The organism is Mesorhizobium sp. KR9-304 (genome assembly GCF_040049215.1).
Taxonomy (GTDB): Bacteria; Pseudomonadota; Alphaproteobacteria; order Rhizobiales; family Rhizobiaceae; genus Mesorhizobium_K.
In genome coordinates, this window is sequence record NZ_JBDZDN010000005.1 from 219206 (window position 1) to 241336 (window position 22131).

Sequence of the window (22131 nt, forward strand, 5' to 3'; positions counted from 1 at the left end):
AATTCAGAACAGCCGGTCCTGCCGGTCATCGATACACGCCCAGCAGGCTGTCGATATCGATCCCCTCCACGCTGGCGCGGTCGGTGAGGCCCTTGCCGCCGGTGGAAATCGTGGCGGGATAGAGGCCGTACCGGGAGTAGTTGACGATCTGAACCACGGGGTAGAACCCCTGCTCATAGGGCTGCTGATCCGCCGCCGCGATGATCCGGCCGGACTTGATGCCGTCCATGATCTCGGTGGACATGTCGAAGACCGCAACCGGCACCTTCGACAGCCCCACCTCGTCAAGCGCCTGCACGATGGTCCGCCCGGTAACCGAGCCCAGGGTCACGGCCGCAGCGATGTCGCTGTGACCCAGCAGGTATTGCACCTGCCCGTCGAGGACGCCCGAGGGGTCGAGCCCAAGCCCGATCATGTCCGAGGTCGCCCCGACTTCCGCCAGCGCCCGGTCCACACCCTGGCGCCGCAACGTCGCATAGGATGCCTCGGCGAACTCGACCGACAGGAAAACCCGGTCCCCCGATTTCAGCCCGGCTTCTTCCACCAGGCGCTTGCCCAAGGCATAGCCGGCGGGCTCGAAGTCCTGGCCAACGAAGGAGAAGCGGCAATTGCCATTCCCGCCTTCCGGATCGTCGATATTGAAGGCGATGACGGGAATCCCGGCCTTGACGGCGTTACATACGGATTCGTCATAGGCATCGGGCTCCGGCAGCACGACCGCGATGCCATCATACCCCGAGGTGATCGCCGTCTCGATGAGATTGTTGATCTTCACCGGATCGCTGTCGCCCCATTGAAAGTCGACATCGGCGTCGAGCAGGTCGGCGGCGTCCTGGGCTCCCTTCACAATGATGCTGAAGAGAAGGTCGCCGGGGGCGATGTAGCTGATGAACGCGATGCGCTCCCTGGCAATTGCGGGGGCCGCCAGGCCCGACGCAAGCAGGGCTGCGGCCGACAGGACTCCTAATCTATTCATTTCTTCCTCCCTTTGGCTCAATCTTAGATAACTGATCATCAATGATCATTGATTGCATCGGTATGGTTGTCAACCCCGGTGAAAGTAGGTAACAGTCATCATCGATCATCAGTGGCTTATCGTGTTCCGTGGAGAAAAGCTTGGCCGGTCGCGCATCGCTCCCCAAAATCTCCACGGAGAGTATTGCGGAGCAGGTCTATCTCAATGTGCGGACCGGAATCATGGACGGCCGCTTCAAGGCTTCCGAGCGCATTGTCATCGACCACATCTCACGGGAGATGCAGGTTAGCCTCGGCCCGATTCGCGAAGCCCTAGCCCGGCTCGCGAGCGAGCGTCTCGTACAGCTCGAGAATAACAAGGGTTACCGCGTCGCCCCGCAGCTGACACCGGAGGATCTGAGGATGTGGCGCGAGGCGCGCCTCATTCTGGAATGCGATGTCTGTGAGATCGCCGCCGGGCTGGCGGCCAAGCGCGATATTGCCCGCCTCAGAAGCATCAACAACCAGATCATAAAGCGGGAATTCGGGCCCGGCGCCGCCAACGTATTGGCGTATATGTCGATAAACGACGCCTTCCATAGGCAGCTAGTGGTGATCACGCGGAATACGGTTCTGCTGCGCATGTACGACGCGATGCACTATGGGCCGCAGGTCACCCGAGATCAGGCCGATGAAGGCGTGACAGACGCGCAGCAGATATTCGTCGAACACCAGGCGATCATAGACGCCATCGAGGGGCGCGACGCCAAGGCCGCTGCTGAGGCGATGCGGGTTCACATCATTGACGGGATGACGCGAGCCGAATTGCGCGCCGTCAGTCACGCCCAGAGGACTTAGGAGCGGCGCATGAATCGAGCGCGAATTGCGGTTATCGGAGCGGGGTGGTGGGCGGCTCAATCGCATTTGCCGCATCTGCGCATGCGGCAAGAGGCTGTGGAGATCGTGGGGGTCTCGCGTCTGGGTCGCGATGAACTGCAGCGGGTGCAGGAAAGGTTCGCGATTCCGCTGGCGGCCGAAGATTTCATGGAAGTGCTCCAACGGACGAAGCCAGACGGAGTCATCATTTCGTCACCCCATGTGGACCACTTCGATCACGCCGCCGCGGCGCTGAACCTGGGCGCCCATGTCATGATCGAGAAGCCGATGACCACCACCGCCCGCGATGCGCGCAAGCTCGTCGAACTGGCGCGGTCCGCAGGCAGGAAAATTATCATCCCGCATGGTTGGAACTTCACCCACTACACGCGCAAAGCCGCCTCGCTCTACGCGGCTGGTGCGATTGGCGAGTTACGTCACGCCACATTGCAGATGGGCTCGGCACTGACCGATCTCTTCGGCGGCGATCAGCTGTCCGAGACGGCCGGTCACTTCTTCAGGCCAAGCAGCTCGACCTGGGCGGATCCCAAGCGCGCCGGAGGCTATGGGTGGGGTCAGCTGGTTCACGCCCTTGGCCTGTTCTTTCGCATTGTGCCGCTTGATCCGACGGAGATCTATGGCCGCCTTGGGCGGTCAGCTGTCAACGTAGACTACTACGACTCCACCATCGTTACGCTTGGTAACGGAGCCACCTGTGTGATCTCCGGCTGTGCGACACTCCCAAAACACCTAGGCTATCACATTGATTTGCGCTTGTTCGGTGATAAAGGAACCATGCTGTTGGACCTTGAGCGTGAACGGCTGGAGGTGCACCAACATAGCGGAGAGCGGATCGTTCATCCCATTGGACCGGGCGAGGGAACTGCAACTTACTCGATCACACCTGCCATCGACCAGTTTATTGACGTGTGCCAAGGACGTGATGTTGAGGTTGATGCTGATGGACTCGTTGGACTTCGGAGCGTAAAGGTATTAGAAGGGATGTACCGATCCGCAGAGGTCGGCGTACCTGTCGCAATTTCGCGCGATTTTTGAGACAGAGTTCACAAGAAGTATTCGTCCGCACACGGTTCCGTCCGGAATGTGGTTGGAATTCGCCGCGGGAACATGAAGTGTAATGGTGATGTCGGGTTAAATTCGCCGAGAGCATTATGGACAGATGAGCTTGGATCATTCGGCCACATGTTGATTTCCGCTGAGAGCTGACCCGGGATGTTCGCCGAGAAGTGACCCGCCTTCATGTATGGTTTGGGTCTCAGGTTTTGGTCAAGGGCGCGGCTTTCTCCTTCCTTTTGGCTGGGGCCTGGGCGGAACTGTTTTTGAAGCGGAAGCTGTCGTTTCCGGTCTCCAGGATGTGGCAGTGATGGGTCAGCCGATCGAGCAGCGCGGTTGTCATCTTGGCGTCACCGACGACTTCATGATGCCTTCCTCCTCGATCGTCTATTGCGTTGTGCGCGGATACGCAGAGTTTCGATCAGTTCGTCCGTGAGCTCGATTTGCCACGGTTGTCCCTTCGCCAGCTGCCGGCCTTCAACCAGGCCACGGGCCCGGTATTTGAAGATGGTCTGTGGCGTGACGCCGAGAGCGGCGGCAGCCCCTTGGACGGAATAGGTTCCGTCCGGCCATCGATCAGGGTTGGCACTCATGCCGTTGATTTTGACCGTGGGAACGCCCCAACGTCTCCGCAACAGCCAGACATTGTCACCCTTGAAGGCGCAGTTCCGCGCCGCGATGAAGCCTTCCGCGTTCAGCCTCGACGCAATTTCCTTGTCCATCTTGCCGGCGGCGTTCAGCTCCGTCACCCGCGCGCGCAGCCTGTCGATATCGATGTAGTGGCTATAGGTGTGAACGCATCTCTGGAGAGAGTGCTCGCTTGTCGCTCCCGTTTGCCACAGGATCTTGAGCCAGACCTACCCCTGCAGGCGCTTTTGGTCGAGGACGACCTCGCAGATAATGAGGCGCAGGATGCTCTTGCGCTCGGCCGCCGTCGTCGACGAGGAATGCCAGATGCCGGGCAGATCTTCGCCCAGCTCCAGCAAACCGTCGCGGTCCGCCTCGCTCAGGACCAGGGGCTCGTCAGACCGCCACCTTTCGTAATCCTGTTCGACCGCCTCGGCAGCACGCAGCTTCTCTTCCCAGCCGCGCTCCAGCGAACGCGCCACCAAACGGTTTTCGGGTTCGACCGCGTCATACTGGCGTCGCGCCCTTCCCGCCTCGTAGCGCGCCCGTTCGCGTCGCAAGGCCCACTGCCGCTCGAGTTGATGCGTTTCCTCCTCGATGTGGCCGAGTGCGGCGACGGCGATCGCGATCCTGTCCGGCGTCAGGGCTTCGAGCAGGATGTTTTCGACCTTTGCGTCGACCGGCAGCGCGCGCACTTCCTGGCATAGCGGCCCACCGTCGTGGCTGCGGTCGGCGCGGCATGTGTAGACGGGATAGTTCCCCGCGGGACCGCTGTAGCGCAGACTCATCCGGCGACCGCACCGCCCGCAGACTGCGATGCCCTGCAGCAGCGCGGCACCTTTGCGCGGCGCACCCGAATGGCCGGCTTCGTAGCGGTTGATATTGTTCGCCAATCGCCTCTGGTTCTCCATGAACTCCTCCCAGTTAATGTAACCAGGATGGGCGGCTTCAAGACAGACCTCCCAGTCCGCGATCGGGACCTTGGTCGTCCGCGGGTGATAAACGCCATGGCGAAGCCGCCCGCCTGTCAGTCGCCGCCGGCCATAGACATAGGCCCCAGCATAGCCGGGATTGTGGAGAATGCTGAGCACCCGCGGATTGCTTGCCTCACGCCAGACCACTTCGTGTGGTGCCGGACCGAGAAGGGGGCGCATCGGCAGCGGCAAATTCTCGTTTCGCAGATAGCGCATCACCGCCCGCGCGCTCCCAAGCTCGCGGAATTTGCTGAAGATCAAGCCGAGCCTCGCCTGCACCTCCTCATCGGGATTGAGGATGATCTGGCCTGAACGGTCATGAGCCAATCCAGCGGGGAGGCAAAGGCGCAGCTCGCCGCGCGCCGCTTTCTGGCGCTCACCCTGATGAAGGCGCTGCTTGATCTGATGCAGCTCCGCTTCGCTCATGATGCCGGACAATCCGAGCAACAGGCGGTCGTGGTAAGCGCAGGGATCGTAAAGCCGTTCGCCATCGGCGATGATGACGCCGAACAGCGAGCACAAATCGAGGAGTTGATGCCAGTCGCGGTTGTTGCGGGCGAGCCGGGATGCGTCAAGGCTGATGACCAGTCCGGCGTTTCCCAGTCCGATCTCGGCGATCAGCTTCTTGAAGCCCGCTCGCTCGACGGCGCCGGCCCCGGATTTGCCGAGATCTTCATCGATGACGTGCACGCGCTCATGTGGCCAACCGAGAGCGACGGCGCGATCGACAAGACGATACTGCAACTCCGTGCTTTCCTGATGATGACGTACCTGGTTCACGGAAGATTGGCGGACATAGATGTAGACGAGCTTGCCGCGATGCTCGGCCGTGACGCGCTCGTCTGGACTATTCGACGCTCTCAACATGCCGATCCGCCTTCGTCGGGGCGCGGGTCGGCCGCATCCGCAAGAGCAGTTGCGCGAGGCTCTGCACGATCTGTTTCCGCGTTTCCGCCGACAGATCGAGCCACGGACGCGGGAGTGTCGTGCTCGGGTTCAGAAGCTTTGTGAGGGACTGGGACGCCACGCGGTACGGATTCGATTGCACGTTCATCGCGAATCACCTCCTTGGAACGGGAGGCAACCGTGCTGTTCAAATGGCGCATCAATGTGAGCAGCGTTCGAACGCTGACGCGAGACGCAGACTTTGATGCGTTCCGCTCTTCCGGGGACGGGACCGCAAGGTCGGTCGCCGAGCGGCGAATTGAACGGCGGCGCCCGTCAGGTAAACGAACGACGACGAAGGCCGGACCGCGCCCCGACCGGCTAGATACGAGTTCGAGACGCTGACCCGCAAGCCCGTGGCGCGGATCGACGACCGTTAAATGAGACACCACCCCGTCGAGAATGGCGGCAGCCTGTGATGCTTGGTTCGCCAAAGACGGTAGCCCATTCGCTGAAGCTGAGGTTGGTGGTGATGACGACGCTGGTGCGCTCGTAGAGGGTGCTCAGCAGATGGAACAGCAGCGCTCCGCCTGATGCGCTGAAGGGCAGGTATCCGAGTTCGTCGAGGATGACGAGATCGGAATGAGCGAGGCGATTGGCGATCTGACCTGCTCTGCCTTGGGCCTTCTCCTGTTCGAGCACGTTAACGAGTTCGACGGTGGAGAAGAAGCGGACGCGCTTGCGATGATGCTCGACCGCCTGCACGCCGAGAGCTGTGGCGATATGGGTCTTTCCGGTGCCTGGGCCTCCGACAAGCACTACGTTGTTGGCATCCTCCATGAACTCGCAGCGATGGAGCTGGCGCACGAGGGCTTCATTGATCTCACTGCTGGCGAAGTCGAAGCCGGCCAGGTCGCGATAGACGGGGAAGCGGGCTGCCTTGAGCTGATAGGCGGTGGATCTGACCTCCCGTTCTGCCATCTCGGCCTTCAGCAGTTGCGACAGGATCGGGATGGCGGCCTCGAAGGCGGGAGCGGCCTGTTCGGTGAGCTCGGCGACGGCCTGCGCCATGCCGTGCATCTTCAGGCTTCTGAGCATGATGACGATGGCGCCGCTGGCGGGATCATGACGCATGGCGCACCTCCCTGGCCTGGCGCAGCGCATCGTAGCGCTCGACATTGGCCTGCGGCTCCTTGGCCAGGCTCAGCGCCTGCGGTGCATCCACGACAGGTGTCGAGAGCGGCCTGCCATCGACCAGCCTGTGCAGCAGATTGAGGATATGGACCTTGGTGGGGACGCCGGCCTCGAGTGCCATCTCCACTGCCGCCAGCACGGCCTGCTCGTCATGCTGCAGGACAAGGGCCAGGATCTCGACCATCTCCCGGTCGCCACCGGGCTTCCTGAGCAGGTGCTGCTGCAGCCGTTTGAAGGCTTCGGGCAGTTCTGTGAAGGGCGCGCCGTTGCGCAAGGCTCCCGGCTTGCGCTGGATGACCGCCAGATAATGCCGCCAATCGTAGACGGTCTGGCCAAGACGGTCGTGCGACCGCTCGATGATACGGCGGTGCTCGCAAATGAGCTGCCCTTCGGCGGCAACAACAATCCGTTCCGGATAGACCCGGAGGCTGACAGGCCGGTTGGCGAAGGATGCCGGCACGCTGTAGCGGTTGCGCTCCAGATGAACCAGGCAGGTCGGAGAGACCCGCTTGGTGTATTCGACGAAGCCTTCGAAGAGGCGAGGCATCGGCATCAGGAACTGAGCCTCCTCGGCCCGGATGTCCTCGACCGTTCCGGGTCTGAGGCCATGGGAATCTGTTGCCACAGTTCCCGACACCGCTGCTCCAGCCAGTCGTTCAGCGCCTCCAGCGATGGAAAGCGCGGCATCGGTTGCCATAGCCGGTGGCGGGCGTCCTGGACGTGCTTCTCGACCTGTCCCTTCTCCCAGCCCGAGGCCGGATTGCAGAACTCGGCCTCGAACAGATAGTGGCTGGCCATGGCCGAGAAGCGGGCATTGACCTGTCGTTACTTGCCGCGGCCGATCCTGTCGACCGCCGTGCGCATGTTGTCATAGATCCCGCGCCGGGGAACGCCGCCCAGAACCCGGAAGGCGTGGTTGTGTGCATCGAACAGCATCTCGTGCGTTTGCAGCGGATACGCCCGCACCATGAAGGCACGGCTGTAGCTGAGCTTGAAGTGCGCAACCTGCAGCTTGGTGCGCTCGCCGCCGGAACCGCCCAGTCCTCCGACCAGTCGAACTGGAACGCCTCGCCGGGGTCGAACGCCAGCGGCACGAAGGTGCCGCGCCCGCTCGTTTGCATCTCGCGTTGACGATCCGCTTTCCAGGCACGCGCAAAGGCGGCAACCCGGCCGTAGGAGCCCTCATAGCCGAGGCTCATCAGGTCGGCATGCAACTGCTTGATCGTGCGCTTCTGCTTGCGCGGCCTGTTCGCTTCCGTCCTCAGCCAGGCAGATAGCCGCTCGGCATAGGCATCGAGCTTGCTCGGCCGCTCCGGCACCCGAAAGCGGGGCTCTATCTCACCCGATCGCAGGTATTTGCGGATCGTGTTCCGCGACAGTCCCGTGCGCCGCGCAATCTCCCGGATCGAAAGTCCATCCCGCAAATGCCAGCGCCGGATAACGCTCAGTAACGCCATGTCTATCACTCCAATGTCCCCTGCGATCATCAAGCAGGGGTGGGTTCAAACATGGGTCACTTCTCGATGGAAAAATCCCTCAATCCCGGGTCAGTTCTCGGCGGAAATCAACAACCTGTTCGCGAACCGCTGGCTATGGGCTGCCGTCGGCCTGTCGCTCGCCCTCCATACGGCCGTGATCTACCTACCTTTCCTGCAGGAGGCCTTTTCAACCGTGGAGATGGATCCGGAAGACTGGGTTCTTTGCGCGGCTACCGCGAGTACGGTGCTATGGTTGCGAGAGCTGAGCAAACTCGTCGACCGGCTTCTGTGGCGCCGTCAGACACTGGAGAAGACATGATGATCTCGAGGGAGATGACGCCTGCGGAATGTATCGATGTCCTCGGCGCATCGCGGCTTGCCCGGCTGGCCTGCGCGCGGGACGCGCCAGCCCCCTATCTGGTTCCCATCCACTATGCCTACGCGGCGAGGGCCTCCCGGCTGTTGAAGCGACCAATCTGCCTCCAGACGTTACCCTCGCCAATACGCCGCTGCAGCACCCACCGGTCGCCATCGCTACTGACGACAACAGCCCACTCGCGATTCAGGCGTACGACCATCTGCTCTTCGGTGCTGAAGTCTTCGAGAGGCTCCACCGACTCTTCGGTGCCCTGGTCGCGGTAACGCGTACGGCCGAGCAGTGACAGCATCGCGTGCAGTTCAATCCAGGCGTCTTCGGTGCAGTCCTCGTCATGGAGGTTCTTGACGACCACCGGGGCGAGGCGACCGGTCAGCCACGCTTCCACGATCGCCTTCGCGGTGGAAAGGTCCGCGCGGTAACCCATCGCCTCGATGTCGTTCGGTGAGACGGAGTCGCTGCCCATCACAGCTTCCCATCGCACCCGGTAATCGCTCGACCAGTGCGGTCCCCGGTCCACAACGTTGGCGAGCTCCTTCTTGCCATTGACCAGCTTGTGCGTGACCGAGTTGACCTCGACCCACTTGGCCTTCCAGGCTGCGAGCGGTGTGCCCTGAGGGAAGCCATGCTTCTCCTGCAGCCGGTCGACGGTCGCTACCGGGTCGGTGATGCGCCGAGTCCCGCCGACCTGGTTGCGGTGAGCCTCGGACCTGCAGACAGGCGAGCAATACAGGGCGCGCCTAGTCCGGGCATAGAAAGGCTCGGCCTGCCGTGGGCAGGTGGGGTTGGCGCAGACAACGGATGGCATGAGGTGACTCCTTCGGAACCAATGCTCCCTTGGTTCGCGCTGGGTAGTCAACTCGACAACACGGTGATGGACTCATCGGCCGGTGCGGTCCGCACCAACGCCACAGCCGTATCGGAATCGCACCGCAGCGTGGACGGGGCGCTGACAGCGATGTGCGGGCAACGTCGGGGCCGTGTTGGGCTCTGTCGCCCTCGTCAGCCCCGACGGTCGAGCACCGGCCGGACCGCATGCGCCACAGAGCCCATCGGTTCAGCGCCTCTCCAGCACCGGCAAGCAGACGTCCAGGTCGTTGGTCGCGAGGTGCGCATACCGCATTGTCATCTGCAGTGTCTGATGGCCCAGCCAAGTCTGCACGCGCCGCAGGTCCACGCCGCCTTGGACGAGTCGCGATGCGCAGGTGTGACGCAGGACGTGGGGCACCACATCGGCATCGTCACCCAGACCAACTTCTGCCTTGGCCTCGTGCCAGACGATCCGAAACTTGTATTGCTTCACGCCGATGAACGGACCCGCCGTCCGACCACCCTGCGCCTGGACTGCTGCCTTGGCGCGCTGCGTCAACGGGACGGTTCGGCTGCGGCCGGACTTGGTCAGCCAGAATGTCGCCCTACCAGCGTTGATGTCGTTCCATCGCAGGCCGATAGCCTCACCGAGCCGTGCGCCTGAGTCGACTAAGAAGACGGCAAGATTCGCATACGATTGGGACCGAGTTCGAATCGCATCGAGCAGCTGGTCCTCTTCCCCGTGCTCCATGAACCGGATTCGCCCTGCCCGCTCCTTCAGGCGTGGGAACTCAGGGAGCGATTGAACGTCGCCCATCTTGAAGGCCTTCTTGAGCAGCTTGCTCAGCGCGGCCAGCTTTCGGTTGATGGTCCCGTTGCTGTTACCCCGGGAGCGTAGCTCGCCGATGAGTGCGTCGAGGCGGTCTTGAGGGAGGTGGGTGAGGCGTTCAGAGTTGAAGATTTCATCCAACTCTCGGATGAAGCCCGCCACGCAGTAGGCGTGGAAGTTCTGCTCCCACAGGATGTGGCAATAGCGGCGATGCAGTTCGAGGAGTGAGTACGCTGGTCTCGGAGGAGATTCGGTCTCGCCTACTTGGGTCGCTGTTTGCATTCGTCACTCCCGGTCTGGTGGGAATGGCAATGCTTCCTTCCTGGACGAAGGCAACCAGCTTAGCGGCCGACCACGCTTTCTCCAGTGGATTCAAAGGCCTCGGCGACTCGGCGCAACGGCCCTCTTAACAAATGAGAGCGCCCCATGTCTCTCGACACGGGGCGCTTCAAGTCCCGCAGCTAGCTGATTATCAGCCGCCGAAGTTCGCCTGAAGGCGGAGGAAACCACCCCATGCATCGGCGTCATCGTCATCCGAGTCGAAGTTGTCGGTGTAGATAACTTCGGGAATGATGTGGAAGTTTCGAACCAGCTCGTAATCGACGTTGACAACGGTCGAGAAATTATCAGCGTCGTCGTAGCCGATTTCGAGGTTACCCGTGGCCTGCTCGGTGAACTTCCAAGCGCCGCCGGCCCAAAAGGCCCAGTCGCCGCCCCACTGGGCGTAGTAATTGAACGGCGTACCGTCGTCCTCGTTGCTTTTCCAGCCAGCCATCGCGAAGAGTGTGACGGCGTCCATCGCGTTGAAGTCGACGCGACCCTTGACGGCGAACTCTTCCCACACAGAGTCGTAGCCGACGACGCCCGACACGCCGCCCCAGCCGCCGGTGTAGCCGAGGCCACCGACCACGTGAGGCATGTAGGAGTCGATCGCATAGATGTCTGCGGAGACCAAGCCCACCGGAGTGCTAATCAGACCGCTGATATCAGACCAGCCCGTGCCCGTTTCCAAGGCAACACCGGCGGTGAAGCCGTTGCCGCCGTTGAAGGTGTAGGACAACTGATGGGTCTGGAACGGACCGTAAGGGATGATACCGTCGTTCGAGACGCCCGACGAGTAACCGGTGAAGGTCGAGAAGTAGGAGTCCGTCACGCCAGCACGGAAGCCACCCAGCTCCAAATAACCATGCTCAAGAACAACATAGTTGCTCGAAGTGCTTACGCCGCCGAACGAAGGGTCGAGACCGCTCAGGTCGGGCTGCAAGCCCAGGAGAGCAACACCGTCGGTCTGGGTGTCATAGTTGAAGTTGACCTGGGCGTAGACGCGCAGGGTGCCCAGCTCGGTCTCGGAACGAGCGTCAACGCGGAGAGCGAAGCGGGCGCGCTTGAAGTAGGTGTCGTTGGTGTCGAGATCGTCGAAATCGTCGTTTATAACCGCGTCATAAAAGTCGCTCTTGTCGATCACGTTGTTGAGACCGTTTGTGTCACCCACGCCCACGTCGTAACGCAGGTAGCCGGAAACCTTCAAGCAGGTCTCGGTGCCAGGGATGTAGTAGAAGCCGACGCCGTACGTGTCGCAGATGCGCACATATTCCATTGGTTCCGGCTCGGCGATGACGACAGCGTCGGCAGCGCGCGCACCGGAGACTGCGACGAGGGCCGCAGCGGAGCCGAGAAGCAGGCTCTTGATGTTCATTTTCTGACCTCCAGTCAAAAGTTAAAAAGCGGGTCTGGGTATTTTTTGCTGAAGGACAGCGTTCCCTGCCCCATCCCCAATTACCGAAAAAGAGGCGCACCGCGCTGCTTCTTCAGAATCGACATTACTCATTTGATCGAGTCGTTCAACTCTGCGGGAGTGTCTGAAGGGGTTCTGGTGATCAGTAAGTGGGTCAGTGTTGCCGAAACAGCACATCACAGGCGAGCGCGCTAACGTTTCGGCAGTTTATACTAACTAACGCCGTTGGGTGTGGTGTGGTGGCAAAATTCTGAAAAGCCACGTACGGCCGCCGCCATCGCACCTGCTCGCGGCTGGAAGAAGCGTGGAACGGATCGACGAACTCATACAAAGTCTGGTTCCGCGAGCGAAAGACCAACGATACGTGCGCATTTCGCAACGCCTGGCGCGCTCATCAGAAGGCGACAGACGGAGATCTAACGATTGCCAGGATGACTTTGTTGTACGTAGTAATCTGCTCGTCCAGTTGCCCCTACGTCGTCAGAATGGGCGCTACGGCATCTGCAGGTCAGCAGTAGACCCGTACGGGTTCGATCGCTTTACATACACGAAAACAGTACCGCCTCTCCGGACGATTGGGGCGAGCCCCTCTGGCGCCGCTACGAGACCGCATTGTCGTCGAGCGAAGGAGCCTGCGCGTGCGTCGGGACGGCTTCGAGAGCTATTGCCTTCGTCGAAGCGTTTCGAAAACACCTTTGGTCGAATTCGAGGGTCTCAGCCAATTCCAGCTGGCTCGTATTCTGTCGTGCGAACCAATGACGCTTGTCAGTATCCTCGACCGGCTCGAGGCCGGCATATGACGGGGAACCTGGACCGTGCGCCGAACATTTAGGGGTAGGCCCGGGGCTCTGGGACTATCATACTCACCGGAAGTGGACGTTCTTCGATGCGTTTTCTCTCTCGCGTTCTCGTCTCTGGATTGTTATTCGGATCTCTTGTGTCTGCCTCCGCTCAGGACAAAGACCCCCAATCGAAGTTGCCGCCACCGGACGGCATCAGGCTTTCGACTGTGATCGAGCAAGTTGAAGGACGGCCGGGTTTCTATGGCATCGAAAGCATATCGTTTGCTGAGGGTGAGTACCGTATCGTTTACTTCATGGCGGATGGCGCGGAAGTGCGCATCAACTACGATGCGAAAACGGGCACCAGCCGGCCGCCGCGGCGCGGCCTGTTCGGCAACTAGGTGTGCGTTTCAGTAGGTTGTCCATTCGGACCGGACCGAGGAGACTGGAGTTACCAAGCTTCAACATCCACCGGAGGGTCCGAATGAACATCCCCAAGAATGCTCGTCTCACGCCGTTGCGTCGAGAGGAAATGGCGCAGGCGGTGATCGAAGGTCATCTTTCGCAAGCCCAAGCAGGGTTGAAATTCGCGGTGACGGCGAAGGTCGTGAAGCGATGGTTCGAGCGCTACAAGGCCGAAGGCCGTTCCGGCATGGTCGACCGCTCGTCGCGGCCCAGATACAGTCCGCATGCGACCGAATGGGCTGTGGCCGATCGGATCTGCGGCGCCAGCGCTTCACCGGCGGCACATTGCCCGCGAGGCTGGTGTCTCGCCGGCCACCGTCAGCCGGGTGCTCAAGCGCGCCGGCCTGTCGCGGATAAGGGACATCGATCTGGGCGAGCCCGTCACGCGATACGAGCGCGCCCATCCCGACGAGATGATCCACATCGATATCAAGAAGCTCGGCCGTTTCGACCGCATCGGCCACCGCATCACCGGTGATCGCACCGGCCAAAGCAATGACCAGATGTCCCGTAAAGGCGGCGCAGGCTGGGAGTTCGCCCACGTCTGCATTGACGATGCCTACCGCATCGTCAATGCAGACGTGGGCGAAAAAGGAAGGCGCGGTCGCCTTTCTCAGGGCTGCCATCGCCTACTATGCCAGCCTCGGCGTCACCATCACACGGGTCATGACCGATAACGGCGGCTGCTATAAAAGCCGCTCCTTCCGCGCCACCTGCAATGCCCTCGGCCTCAAACACATCCGAACCAAGCCCTACACACACCCAAGACACACTGATGTGATCGAGAAGAGCTTTCTGATCGATTTTGCGATATTCTCCTGTTGCGCATTGGTGACTGCGGGGCGACGAGCAGGATCCGAGGTGAGAGCCCTGCCGCGCAGCCTTTATCGTCGCACCTCATTTGCGGCATCCGTGCGCGCCTTCTTCGGCCCTCGTTGGTTCCAGCCGGAGACGAAACGAGCGTAAGCGCCCTCGGCCTGCTCCACCCAACGCCGCTCTTCTTCCCGGCGGCTCTTGATGTTGTAGGCGTTTGATCTGTCCGCACTGGCTCGACGATCTGCTTCCTGAGCTGTAGCGGCTTCGCCGTCCGGCCCGCTTCAGCTTGTCGCGCATCGCCTTGGCGAGCGGTCCGGTGATGGTTCGCTTCGCTTGTCGACGCGGATGACCATTCTCTGGCTGTCGATGCCGTGGGCTTCAGCTGAACCGCTTCCGAGATGCGCAAGCCGGCGGCATAGCACGTGGTCAGGATGGCATGGCATGGCGTGGTCTCCAATCCGCGCTCCAACGCCAGATGATTCGAGGTTGATCACCCCCGGAGACTACGCCAACCTCATTTTCAAACCAAATCCCGGACGGCACCTGCCGGGGCAGTGGGCACGAGACTGGTGTCGGGCGCCGTAGCAAGGTGCCTGCGCGAGATCAGCGTATAGAACATCGGCACAACGAAGAGCGTGAAGAGCGTGCCGATCAGGATGCCGGAGAAGATGACCAGGCCCATTGAATATCGGGCGGCGGCGCCCGCGCCCTGCGCGGCAATCAGCGGCACGACGCCGAGCGCCATCGCAGCCGTGGTCATCAGGATCGGCCGCAGTCTCACCCTCGCCGAGGCAATGATCGCCTCCATCTGGGAGAGGCCGTGCTCCTCGCGCTGCTGGTTGGCGAACTCGACCATCAGGATGCCGTGTTTGGTGATCAGGCCGATCAGCGTGATCAGGCCGACCTGCGTGTAGATGTTCAGCGTTCCTAGCCCGAGATTGAGCGGCAGGAGCGCGCCGAAAATCGACAGCGGCACCGACATCATGATGATCAGCGGATCGCGGAAGCTCTCGAACTGGGCGGCGAGCACGAGATAGATGACGACGACCGCCAGGACGAAAGCGATGGCAATAGTATTGCCCTGCTCCTTCTCCAGACGCGACTGGCCGGAATAATCGATGAAGAAGCCGGCCGGCAGCAGCGGCCGCGCGATATCCTCGATGGTTTGCAGTCCGTCGCCGGTGGTGACGCCCGGCACCGGCAGCGCCGAGATGGTCGCAGAGTTCAACTGGTTGAACTGCTCGATCGCCGCCGGCGAGGCATTGGTCGAGACGGAAACCACCGCCGACAGCGGCACCATGTCCCCTGTGACCGACCGCACGTAGTAGCTGCCGAGATGCTCCGGGTTGCCGCGCAGCTTTTCCGGCACCTGCATAATGATGTCGTAGCTGTTCGAATCACGGTCGAACTGCGCGACCGCGCCGCCGCCGACGAGCAGGCTCAGCGTCGAGCCTATCTCGCTGATCGGCAGGTTGAGCGCCGCCGCGCGGTCGCGGTCGATGCTCAGCGTGACCTGCGGCGCGTCGAAGGCCAGCGTGTTCTGCACGACGATGAAGCGGCCAGATTCCTGGGCCTTTTGCTTGACCTGCTCGGCGATCTCGTAGACTTGGCTGGGATCGCTGGTCGACTGGATCACCATCGAGATCGGCAGACCGCCGCCGGCCCCCGGCAGCGAGGGCGGCGCGAAGACGAGCGCCTGGACGCCGGCCACCTTCGAGAGCCGGCCCTGGATGTCCTGCTGCAGTTCCTTCTGAGAACGTTCCCGGTCCCCCCAGTCCTTGAAGGCCCAGAGTGCGATGCCGCTGTTGGTCTGGCCGCCGAAGCCAACGACGGTGAAATACGCCCTGAGTTCCTCGATCTCCTTGGTCAGTTCCATCATCTGGTCGGCATAGAGCGAGGTATATTCGGTGGTCGCGTAGCGCGGTGCCGTCACCAGCGAGAAGAGCGCGCCGGAATCCTCTTCCGGCGCGAGCTCGCTCGACGTCTTCACGAACATGAAGCCGGTCACGGCGACCAGCGCGACGACGATCATCAGCGTCACAGGCCGGTATTTCAGCGAGCCCGAGACGAGACGTTCATAGCGGCCGGCGACCGTGTCGAAGGTGCGGTCGACGATACGCTGGAAGCGGCCGTGCTCGCCGCCCTTCAGGATACGCGCGGCCATCATCGGCGTGATGGACACGGCGACAAGGCCGGAGATTACGACGGCTCCCGCCAGCGTCAGCGCGAATTCGCGGAAGAGCGACCCGGTGAGGCCGCCGGTGAAGGCGAGCGGCGCGAAGACGGCAGCAAGCGTGATCGTCATGGCGATGACGGGCGAAAAGATTTCGCGCATGCCCTGGAACGCCGCCTGCATCGGCGACATGCCTTCCTCAATGTGACGCTGGATGTTCTCGACCACGACGATGGCGTCGTCGACCACAAGGCCGATCGCCAGCACCATGGCGAGCAGCGTCAGGAGGTTGATCGAATACCCCATCAAAAAGAGGATGAACAACACGCCGATCAGCGACAGCGGTATGGTCACGATCGGCATCAGCACCGAACGGAAGGAGCCGAGGAACAACAGGATGATGACGACGACGATGGCGACCGCCTCGGCGATCGTCTTGAACACTTCCTCGATCGAGGCGCTGATCGTTTCGGTGGAGTCGTAGACGAGCGTGATGGTCATGCCCTCGGGCAGCGAGGCCTGAACGGCCGGTAGTTCCGCGATCACGGCAGAGGCCGTGTCGAGCGGATTGGCCGATGGCGTCGGGAAGATGCCGATGAAGGTACCGGGCTCGCCGTTGAACTTGACGACGGTGTCGGTGCTCTCGGCGGCCAGTTCGACATCCGCCACCTCGCGCAGGCGCACGATCTTGCCGTCCGCAGATTTCAGCGGCAGCGCGCCGAAACTTTCCGGCGTCTGCAGCGTCGACTGCATGGTGACGGAATAGGTGACGTACTCGTTCTTCGTCTTGCCCGGCGCGGACAGAAAGTTGGCCGATTTGAGCGAGGCCAGCACCTCGGACGCGGTGATGCCGCGCGCGGCCAGCTTGATAGGATCGATCCAGATGCGCATCGAGTAGTTGGCGGCGCCCAGTATCTGCACCTCGGCGACGCCCTCGACGGTCGAGAGACGCGGCCGGATGACGCGTTCGATATATTCCGTCAGCTGCTCTGCCGTCATGTTCGGATTCTGCATCGCGAGATACATGATCGCGAACTGCCGGCCGGTGCCCTTGACAATGGTCGGGTCCTCGGCGTCCGGCGGGAGCTGGCTGCGCACCTGCTGCACCTTGGACATGACTTCCGTCAGCGCCGCGTCGGGATCTGAACCGAGCTGCATCTGCACCGTCACGACGCTGGCCGAGGGACGGCTCTGCGAGGTCACGTAGTCGATGTTCTCGGTGGTGGCGACGGCTGCCGCGATAGGCGCGGTGATGAAGCCCTGGATGAGGTCGGCCGCGGCGCCCGGATAGGGCGTCGTGATGGTGACGACGGTCTCCTCGACCTCCGGGTACTGGCGCACCGTCAGATTGAACAGCCCCTGGAACCCGAGCAGCAGGATCATCAAGGCAAGGACCGTCGACAGCACTGGCCGACGGATGAAGATATCGGACGGGCTCATGGCAGCATCGCAGCCTGTGTCGCGCGCGTCGTCGGGTCGATCGTGTTGTCGATGACGACGACAGCGCCGTTGGACAGGCGGTTCTGGCCGGCGGTGACGACCTCGTCGCCCGGCTTCACGCCTTCGGTGACCTCGACCCGGCCCTGGTTCCTACGGCCCGGCTTCACGAAGATCTGCCGCGCGACGAGCACGGGAGCCTGCTCACCGTCGGCCTTCTCCGGCGCAGCCTGCCCTTCCTGCGCAGCCTCCTGCCCGGCGGCCTGTCCGGCCGATCCGGCGGGAGCTGTCTCCTCCTTGGGGTGGACGACATAGATGTAGTCGCCGTAGAGGCTGCTCACCAAGGCGGTCTGCGGCAATGCGATCACGTCGCTCTCGACGGGCAGCTCAACGCGAACCTGCACATACTGGCCGGGGCTGAGAAGCCCCTCTGGATTAGTGATCTCGGCCCGGACGGCCACCAGCCTGGTCGCCGGATCGACCTTGGGGTCGATGCCGACGATTGAGCCCGTGAAAGGCATGTCGTTGGATGTCACGCCGAAACGCACCGGCTGGCCCATCTTCAGCAGGGAAAGCTGCTGCTCCGGCACGGAGAAGTCGGCGCGCATCGTGTCGAGGTCCTGGAGCGTCGCCACGACCTGCGAAGGCGAGAGGTACTGGCCGACCTCGATGCGCGGAATGCCGATCGTGCCGCTGAACGGCGCCTTAAGCTGGCGCTGGTCGAGCACCGCCTGGAGCTTCGCCACCTGCGACTTCGAAGCCGAGGACGCGGCCCGCGCCTCGTCGACGGCGACGTCGGAGCCGACGCGCCTCTTCTGCAGTTCGATGGCCCGATCGAGCCGTTGCTGGTCGAGCGCGGCCTGTGTCCTGGCCGCCTCGAGGTCCGCACGTTGCACGGCGTCGTCGAGTTGCACGAGCACGTCGCCCTGCGTCACCTTCTGGTTGGACTTGAAGCGGATTTCCTTGACGATGCCGGCAGCCTCGACCGTCAGGTCGACTCCGTGCGCCGCATTGACCGTGCCGATGGCCTCTATGCCTGGAGTCCACTCGATCGGCTCGACCTTGACCGTCGAGACAGTGATCGGCGTGACTGGCATGTTGGCGAAAAAGTCCTGGATCGCCTGGTCGCGGAACATATTGAAGCCGACGATGCCGCCGCAGACCACGACAACGAGAACAAATGCAATGACTAAGCGGAGGATCATGATTCCGGCCGACGCACCCGACGTTGCGGTTGTAGAATTGCTTAGGGTGCCTCCTGCGGAGCTTCCCGCCAAGCGTCGGCCACCTGCTGACATTACTGTACCGTCTGGACGGCAATGTCAATCGAGACTACAGTTGGCCTTCGGAGGAAAACAATGACAACAGCGATATTGGGCAGGCCGAATTCGCGCGGCAAAATTATTGCGGCAGCCGTCGAACTGGCCAAGGAGGTAGGGCCGGGACATGTGTCGCTCGATGCCGTCGCTCATCGCGCGGGCGTCTCGAAGGGCGGCCTTCTGTACAATTTCCCCTCCAAGAAGAAGCTGCTTGAGGCAATCGTTGCCTATCATCTCGATAAGTTCGAGAATGGTTTGCTCGAAAAGACGGAGATGAAGCAGGGCAAGCCGGACAGCGTCATCGCAGCCTGCGTCGAGCTCTACGAGACGGATTGCAGGGAGGGGCTGCCGCCGGCATCGGGTTTCTTGACGGCTCTGGTTGAAAATCCCGACCTTTTGCTTCCTGTCCGGCAGTTCAGCCGCCGGCTGGTCGACAAGATTCGCTGCAACGCTTCTGATGAATGTTCTGCGCTCGTCGTATTCCTGGCGCTCGAGGGGCTGCGTTGCCTCTCTCTGCTCGACATCGACGTGCTGACCGAGGAAGAACGATACTTGGTCGTCGGTAAGCTTCACGATATGGCGAGACAAGGCTGAGTCGTTTCCGCTTGAGCGTGTCGTCCAGATGAGGTGGGCGCACACAACCGTGTCTTTGATGTCGGCTGTCATGCCGTGCCTGGGGGACAGCGGACGGACCGCGGGCGGGCGCAGTCGAGCATGCAGTTGAGAGCGGCGCAGCCGATAGCGACCTCGGTCTGCTGGGCCGAAAGGGAACGGGCCCGCAGGCGGCGGCCGATCAGCCCTTTGTAACGCCCGATGGCGGTCTCGATCAGAGCGCGCTTGCCATAGCCGGTGGACGCCTGCCATTTCAATACTCCGTCATTTGTGATCGCCCTGATGTGACCATTCCTCTAACCGGGTGGTCCGGTAGCACCCCCCGTCCCCGCCGTGATACGGGGCGGAATTACAATCCTTGCGGCAGCACTGTGTTTCTGGACGGCACCGTAGGTGGGAACGCCGTCATAGGCTACGTCGGCCGTGAACTGTCCGATCTCTGCATCAATCCGATCGAGCAGCGGCTCGACCTGCGAGGGATCGTCGGTACCCTGATCGGGCCTCGTTGCGTTATTGGGCTTTCCAGGTGGGGGGAACTTGAAGTCCGCGAAATGGCGCTCGGTGGCGCCGATTTGTGGTCGGAAGGATTAGAGTTTGGTCTCTGTGCGGGATTTCGGGCGCAATACGGCCCTGGATCAGGCTGCGATCGTGACCCAGCGGCGCATGTTGAAGGCCATCGCGGCGACGAGAACCTGTGCGGCCGCTTTGGCCAGCCCGCGGTAGCGGATGACACAAAGCCGCATGCGATTCTTCCAGGTGGCGAAGGTGGTCTCGACGGCGAAGCGCTGCGTTGCGATCAGCCGGTTGAAGCGCTTCAGGCGCACCGGCAATTGCGGATGATGCTTGTTGGGCCGGCGCATCAGCCGCGCCTTGATGCCGCGCTCTTTCAGCGCCAGTTCGCGCGCCTTGGTGTGATAGGCGGCATCCGCCAGCACCGCGCCCTCGTCGCCGCAGATCAGGCCGTCCGCCTCGACCGTGTCGTTGACGGCCGTCGTGCTGACCCTGCGGATCAAGCCGGAACCCTGGTCGACACCGACATGCGCCTTGTAGCCGTAGGAGAAGCCTGCCTTGCCCTGTCGGCGCGTGAAGCCGGCATCGGGATCGCCCCGAGGTCGTCCTCTCATCCGCCGCTCCACCGGGCGGCCGCGCCGCCGCCGTCTCGATCACCGTGGCGTCCAGCATCGTGCCGCGCCGCAGGATCAGGCCGGCCTGATCCAATTGACGGTCCAGTTCGCCGAACAGCTTCTCCAGCAGTCCAGCCTCGACGAGAAGATTGCGGAAGCGGTTGAGCGTGGTGTGGTCGGGTACCCTCTCCTCGAGCGCAAGCCCGACAAAGCGGCGGAACGACAGCCGATCGGCGAGTGCGTCTTCCAACTCGCTGTCCGACAGTCCGTAGAGCGATTGCAGCAGCAGCGCCTTGAACATCACCAGCACGCTGGCCGGCCCGGCGCATTGGGCTGGCGCAGCCGAGCCAGGACCTTCTCGAACCGATACCACGTCACCAGCAACGACAGCCGATCCAGCCGGCCATTCCGGCCTACGCCCTGCGGCAGCAGCGCCTCCACGAAACTGAATTGACCCTTGGCTTCGTCGTCATCGCGAAATCCCCATTACAAAAACTGGGAATCACAACCCGCCAATTTTGCAAAAAGGCCCGAGATCGGTCAGGCTGTGAGCGATGATTTCGCCACTGTCGGCATTGAGCGCCAGATGCAGCTTGTGCCAGGTCCGGAACGATTTGGTGCTATGCTTCTCCTCCCACCATTGGCCGGCGCCATAGACTTTCAACGCGGTGCTGTCGACCACGACATACAGCGGCCGTCCTCGGGATGCCGCTGCCGTTTGGCCGATGGCTCCATCTCTGCGCCCTGCGGCTCAGCGTCGTATGATCGGGAACCGGCAGATCAAGACCCATCAGATCGAGCAGCGAGAGCATCAATCCCTCGCTCTGGCGCAGACGAAGCCCGAACATGCAGCCCAGCGTGAGCACCGTCTCGATGGCGAGATCGGAATAGCAGAGCTGACCGCCGCGGGTTTTTCGTCGTGGTGCCCCCCACGCGGCCAAGGCTTCCGGCGGCACCCACAATGTCAGGCTGCCGCGAGGGCGAAGCCCCGCCTCGTACTGCGGCCAGTTCGTCACCTTGTACTTCATCTTCGGTATTCGGTGACGGCGACACGCATTGTGTTTGAAAGGCATCAGGCGACGATCGTCTCGTTGGTGATCGCACCGGCCTATCGGTAAATCCTTAAAATGCGATCCATGCACCAAAGCCGCTTAAATAGTTAAAATCGTCACCACGGCCTAGGCAAAATACAGGTGCGCTGAGTGAACACCAATCTTGTTAACAACGTATCAACCAGCGCACGATCAGACCGCCTGGACACTCTGGCGAGATACTTCATAAGGAGCAACAAGCTTTTTGAAGCCCTTCGCCTGGAGTTCGTTCAATGATCTCTCGCGAGTCGAGATCCGCATTCCCTTCAACGGTCAATTCGAGTTGGCCCCGGGTGTGAGGCCTCTCAACCGGATAATCACCACCGCTCTCGATTCCATTTTCGGACTTGTTGTGCTAGCAAATCTTTAGGCTCCCGTGGCTACGATCGGTCTGAACGTCGACTTCACATCGACGCCCCGCCAGGGCAATCTGTCGTCTGCCACGCAAAATACGGCGCATTGTCTGATCAGGTAGCTCAGTGCGTAGGCATGCTGGAGGA

At 61.8% G+C, this 22131-nt stretch carries 14 protein-coding genes and 8 pseudogenes; 6 read left to right on the forward strand and 16 right to left on the reverse strand.

Going from position 1 to position 22131, the window contains the following annotated elements; translation table 11 throughout:
• Positions 1–25: 25 nt before the first annotated feature.
• Complete coding sequence (locus ABLE71_RS22900; RefSeq protein WP_348785793.1) at positions 26–976, reverse strand: substrate-binding domain-containing protein; 951 nt, start codon at positions 974–976, stop codon at positions 26–28.
• Positions 977–1116: 140 nt separating this feature from the next.
• Between ABLE71_RS22900 and ABLE71_RS22905 the strand changes: the two genes are divergently transcribed.
• Positions 1117–1812, forward strand: coding sequence for a GntR family transcriptional regulator (locus tag ABLE71_RS22905; RefSeq protein ID WP_348785794.1), 696 nt, complete (start codon positions 1117–1119; stop codon positions 1810–1812).
• 9 nt (positions 1813–1821) lie between these two features.
• Positions 1822–2886 carry a Gfo/Idh/MocA family oxidoreductase gene (locus tag ABLE71_RS22910; RefSeq protein ID WP_348785795.1) on the forward strand — a complete coding sequence of 355 codons (1065 nt, stop codon included), beginning with the start codon at positions 1822–1824 and terminating at the stop codon, positions 2884–2886.
• 220 nt (positions 2887–3106) lie between these two features.
• On the opposite strand, the pseudogene ABLE71_RS22915 reads toward ABLE71_RS22910, so the two are convergent.
• The 6 genes and pseudogenes from ABLE71_RS22915 to istA all read right to left on the reverse strand — a co-directional run.
• Positions 3107–3265 (reverse strand): annotated as a pseudogene (locus tag ABLE71_RS22915) (ATP-binding protein); the annotation flags it as partial.
• Position 3266: 1 nt separating this feature from the next.
• Positions 3267–3653, reverse strand: coding sequence for a hypothetical protein (locus tag ABLE71_RS22920; RefSeq protein WP_348785796.1), 387 nt, complete (start codon positions 3651–3653; stop codon positions 3267–3269).
• A 108-nt stretch (positions 3654–3761) separates the two neighbouring features.
• A complete protein-coding gene (locus ABLE71_RS22925) occupies positions 3762–5372 on the reverse strand; it encodes a recombinase family protein (RefSeq protein ID WP_348785797.1) in 1611 nt (536 codons plus the stop codon).
• Positions 5353–5559, reverse strand: coding sequence for a hypothetical protein (locus ABLE71_RS22930; protein ID WP_348785854.1), 207 nt, complete (start codon positions 5557–5559; stop codon positions 5353–5355). Before ABLE71_RS22930 ends, ABLE71_RS22925 begins: the two co-directional genes overlap by 20 nt.
• A 317-nt stretch (positions 5560–5876) precedes the next feature.
• A pseudogene (gene istB / locus ABLE71_RS22935) lies at positions 5877–6524 on the reverse strand (IS21-like element helper ATPase IstB); the annotation flags it as partial.
• A pseudogene (istA, locus tag ABLE71_RS22940) lies at positions 6514–8041 on the reverse strand (IS21 family transposase). The pseudogenes istA and istB, both read right to left, overlap by 11 nt.
• On the opposite strand from istA, the gene ABLE71_RS22945 reads away from it, so the two are divergent.
• Positions 7950–8381: a cation-translocating P-type ATPase C-terminal domain-containing protein gene (locus ABLE71_RS22945; protein WP_348785798.1), complete on the forward strand. Its 432-nt coding sequence runs from the start codon at positions 7950–7952 to the stop codon at positions 8379–8381. The pseudogene istA and the gene ABLE71_RS22945 sit on opposite strands and share 92 nt — an antisense overlap.
• 118 nt (positions 8382–8499) lie before the next feature.
• Here ABLE71_RS22945 and ABLE71_RS22950 read toward each other — a convergent pair whose 3' ends face one another.
• The 3 genes from ABLE71_RS22950 to ABLE71_RS22960 all read right to left on the reverse strand — a co-directional run bounded on the left by ABLE71_RS22950 (position 8500) and on the right by ABLE71_RS22960 (position 11773).
• A complete protein-coding gene (locus tag ABLE71_RS22950; protein ID WP_348785799.1) occupies positions 8500–9246 on the reverse strand; it encodes a hypothetical protein in 747 nt (248 codons plus the stop codon).
• A 249-nt stretch (positions 9247–9495) separates the two neighbouring features.
• Positions 9496–10359, reverse strand: coding sequence for a site-specific integrase (locus ABLE71_RS22955; RefSeq protein ID WP_348785800.1), 864 nt, complete (start codon positions 10357–10359; stop codon positions 9496–9498).
• A gap of 190 nt (positions 10360–10549) precedes the next feature.
• Positions 10550–11773, reverse strand: a complete 1224-nt coding sequence (locus ABLE71_RS22960) for a porin (protein ID WP_348785801.1) — start codon at positions 11771–11773, stop codon at positions 10550–10552.
• 925 nt (positions 11774–12698) lie between these two features.
• Between ABLE71_RS22960 and ABLE71_RS22965 the strand changes: the two genes are divergently transcribed.
• Complete coding sequence (locus ABLE71_RS22965) at positions 12699–12995, forward strand: hypothetical protein (RefSeq protein ID WP_348785802.1); 297 nt, start codon at positions 12699–12701, stop codon at positions 12993–12995.
• A gap of 83 nt (positions 12996–13078) precedes the next feature.
• Positions 13079–13827 (forward strand): annotated as a pseudogene (locus ABLE71_RS22970) (leucine zipper domain-containing protein); the annotation flags it as partial.
• 383 nt (positions 13828–14210) lie between these two features.
• Here ABLE71_RS22970 and ABLE71_RS22975 read toward each other — a convergent pair.
• From ABLE71_RS22975 to ABLE71_RS22985, 3 genes and pseudogenes are all read right to left on the reverse strand, one after another.
• Positions 14211–14314 (reverse strand): annotated as a pseudogene (locus tag ABLE71_RS22975) (integrase); the annotation flags it as partial.
• Between the two features lie 81 nt (positions 14315–14395).
• Positions 14396–17488 (reverse strand): efflux RND transporter permease subunit, encoded by a 3093-nt coding sequence (locus ABLE71_RS22980; protein ID WP_348785803.1) that lies wholly within the window; start codon positions 17486–17488, stop codon positions 14396–14398.
• On the reverse strand, positions 17485–18690 hold the full coding sequence (locus ABLE71_RS22985; RefSeq protein WP_348785804.1) for an efflux RND transporter periplasmic adaptor subunit: 1206 nt from the start codon (positions 18688–18690) through the stop codon (positions 17485–17487). The genes ABLE71_RS22980 and ABLE71_RS22985 overlap by 4 nt, the downstream gene beginning before the upstream one ends.
• 153 nt (positions 18691–18843) lie before the next feature.
• On the opposite strand from ABLE71_RS22985, the gene ABLE71_RS22990 reads away from it, so the two are divergent.
• Complete coding sequence (locus ABLE71_RS22990; RefSeq protein WP_348785805.1) at positions 18844–19398, forward strand: TetR/AcrR family transcriptional regulator; 555 nt, start codon at positions 18844–18846, stop codon at positions 19396–19398.
• Positions 19399–19466: 68 nt separating this feature from the next.
• Here the strand turns inward: ABLE71_RS22990 and ABLE71_RS22995 are convergent.
• From ABLE71_RS22995 to ABLE71_RS23005, 3 pseudogenes are all read right to left on the reverse strand, one after another.
• A pseudogene (locus ABLE71_RS22995) lies at positions 19467–19898 on the reverse strand (transposase); the annotation flags it as partial.
• Positions 19899–20051: 153 nt separating this feature from the next.
• A pseudogene (locus ABLE71_RS23000) lies at positions 20052–20981 on the reverse strand (IS5 family transposase).
• Positions 20982–21075: 94 nt separating this feature from the next.
• Positions 21076–21613, reverse strand: a pseudogene (locus tag ABLE71_RS23005) (IS5 family transposase); the annotation flags it as partial.
• Positions 21614–22131: the final 518 nt, after the last annotated feature.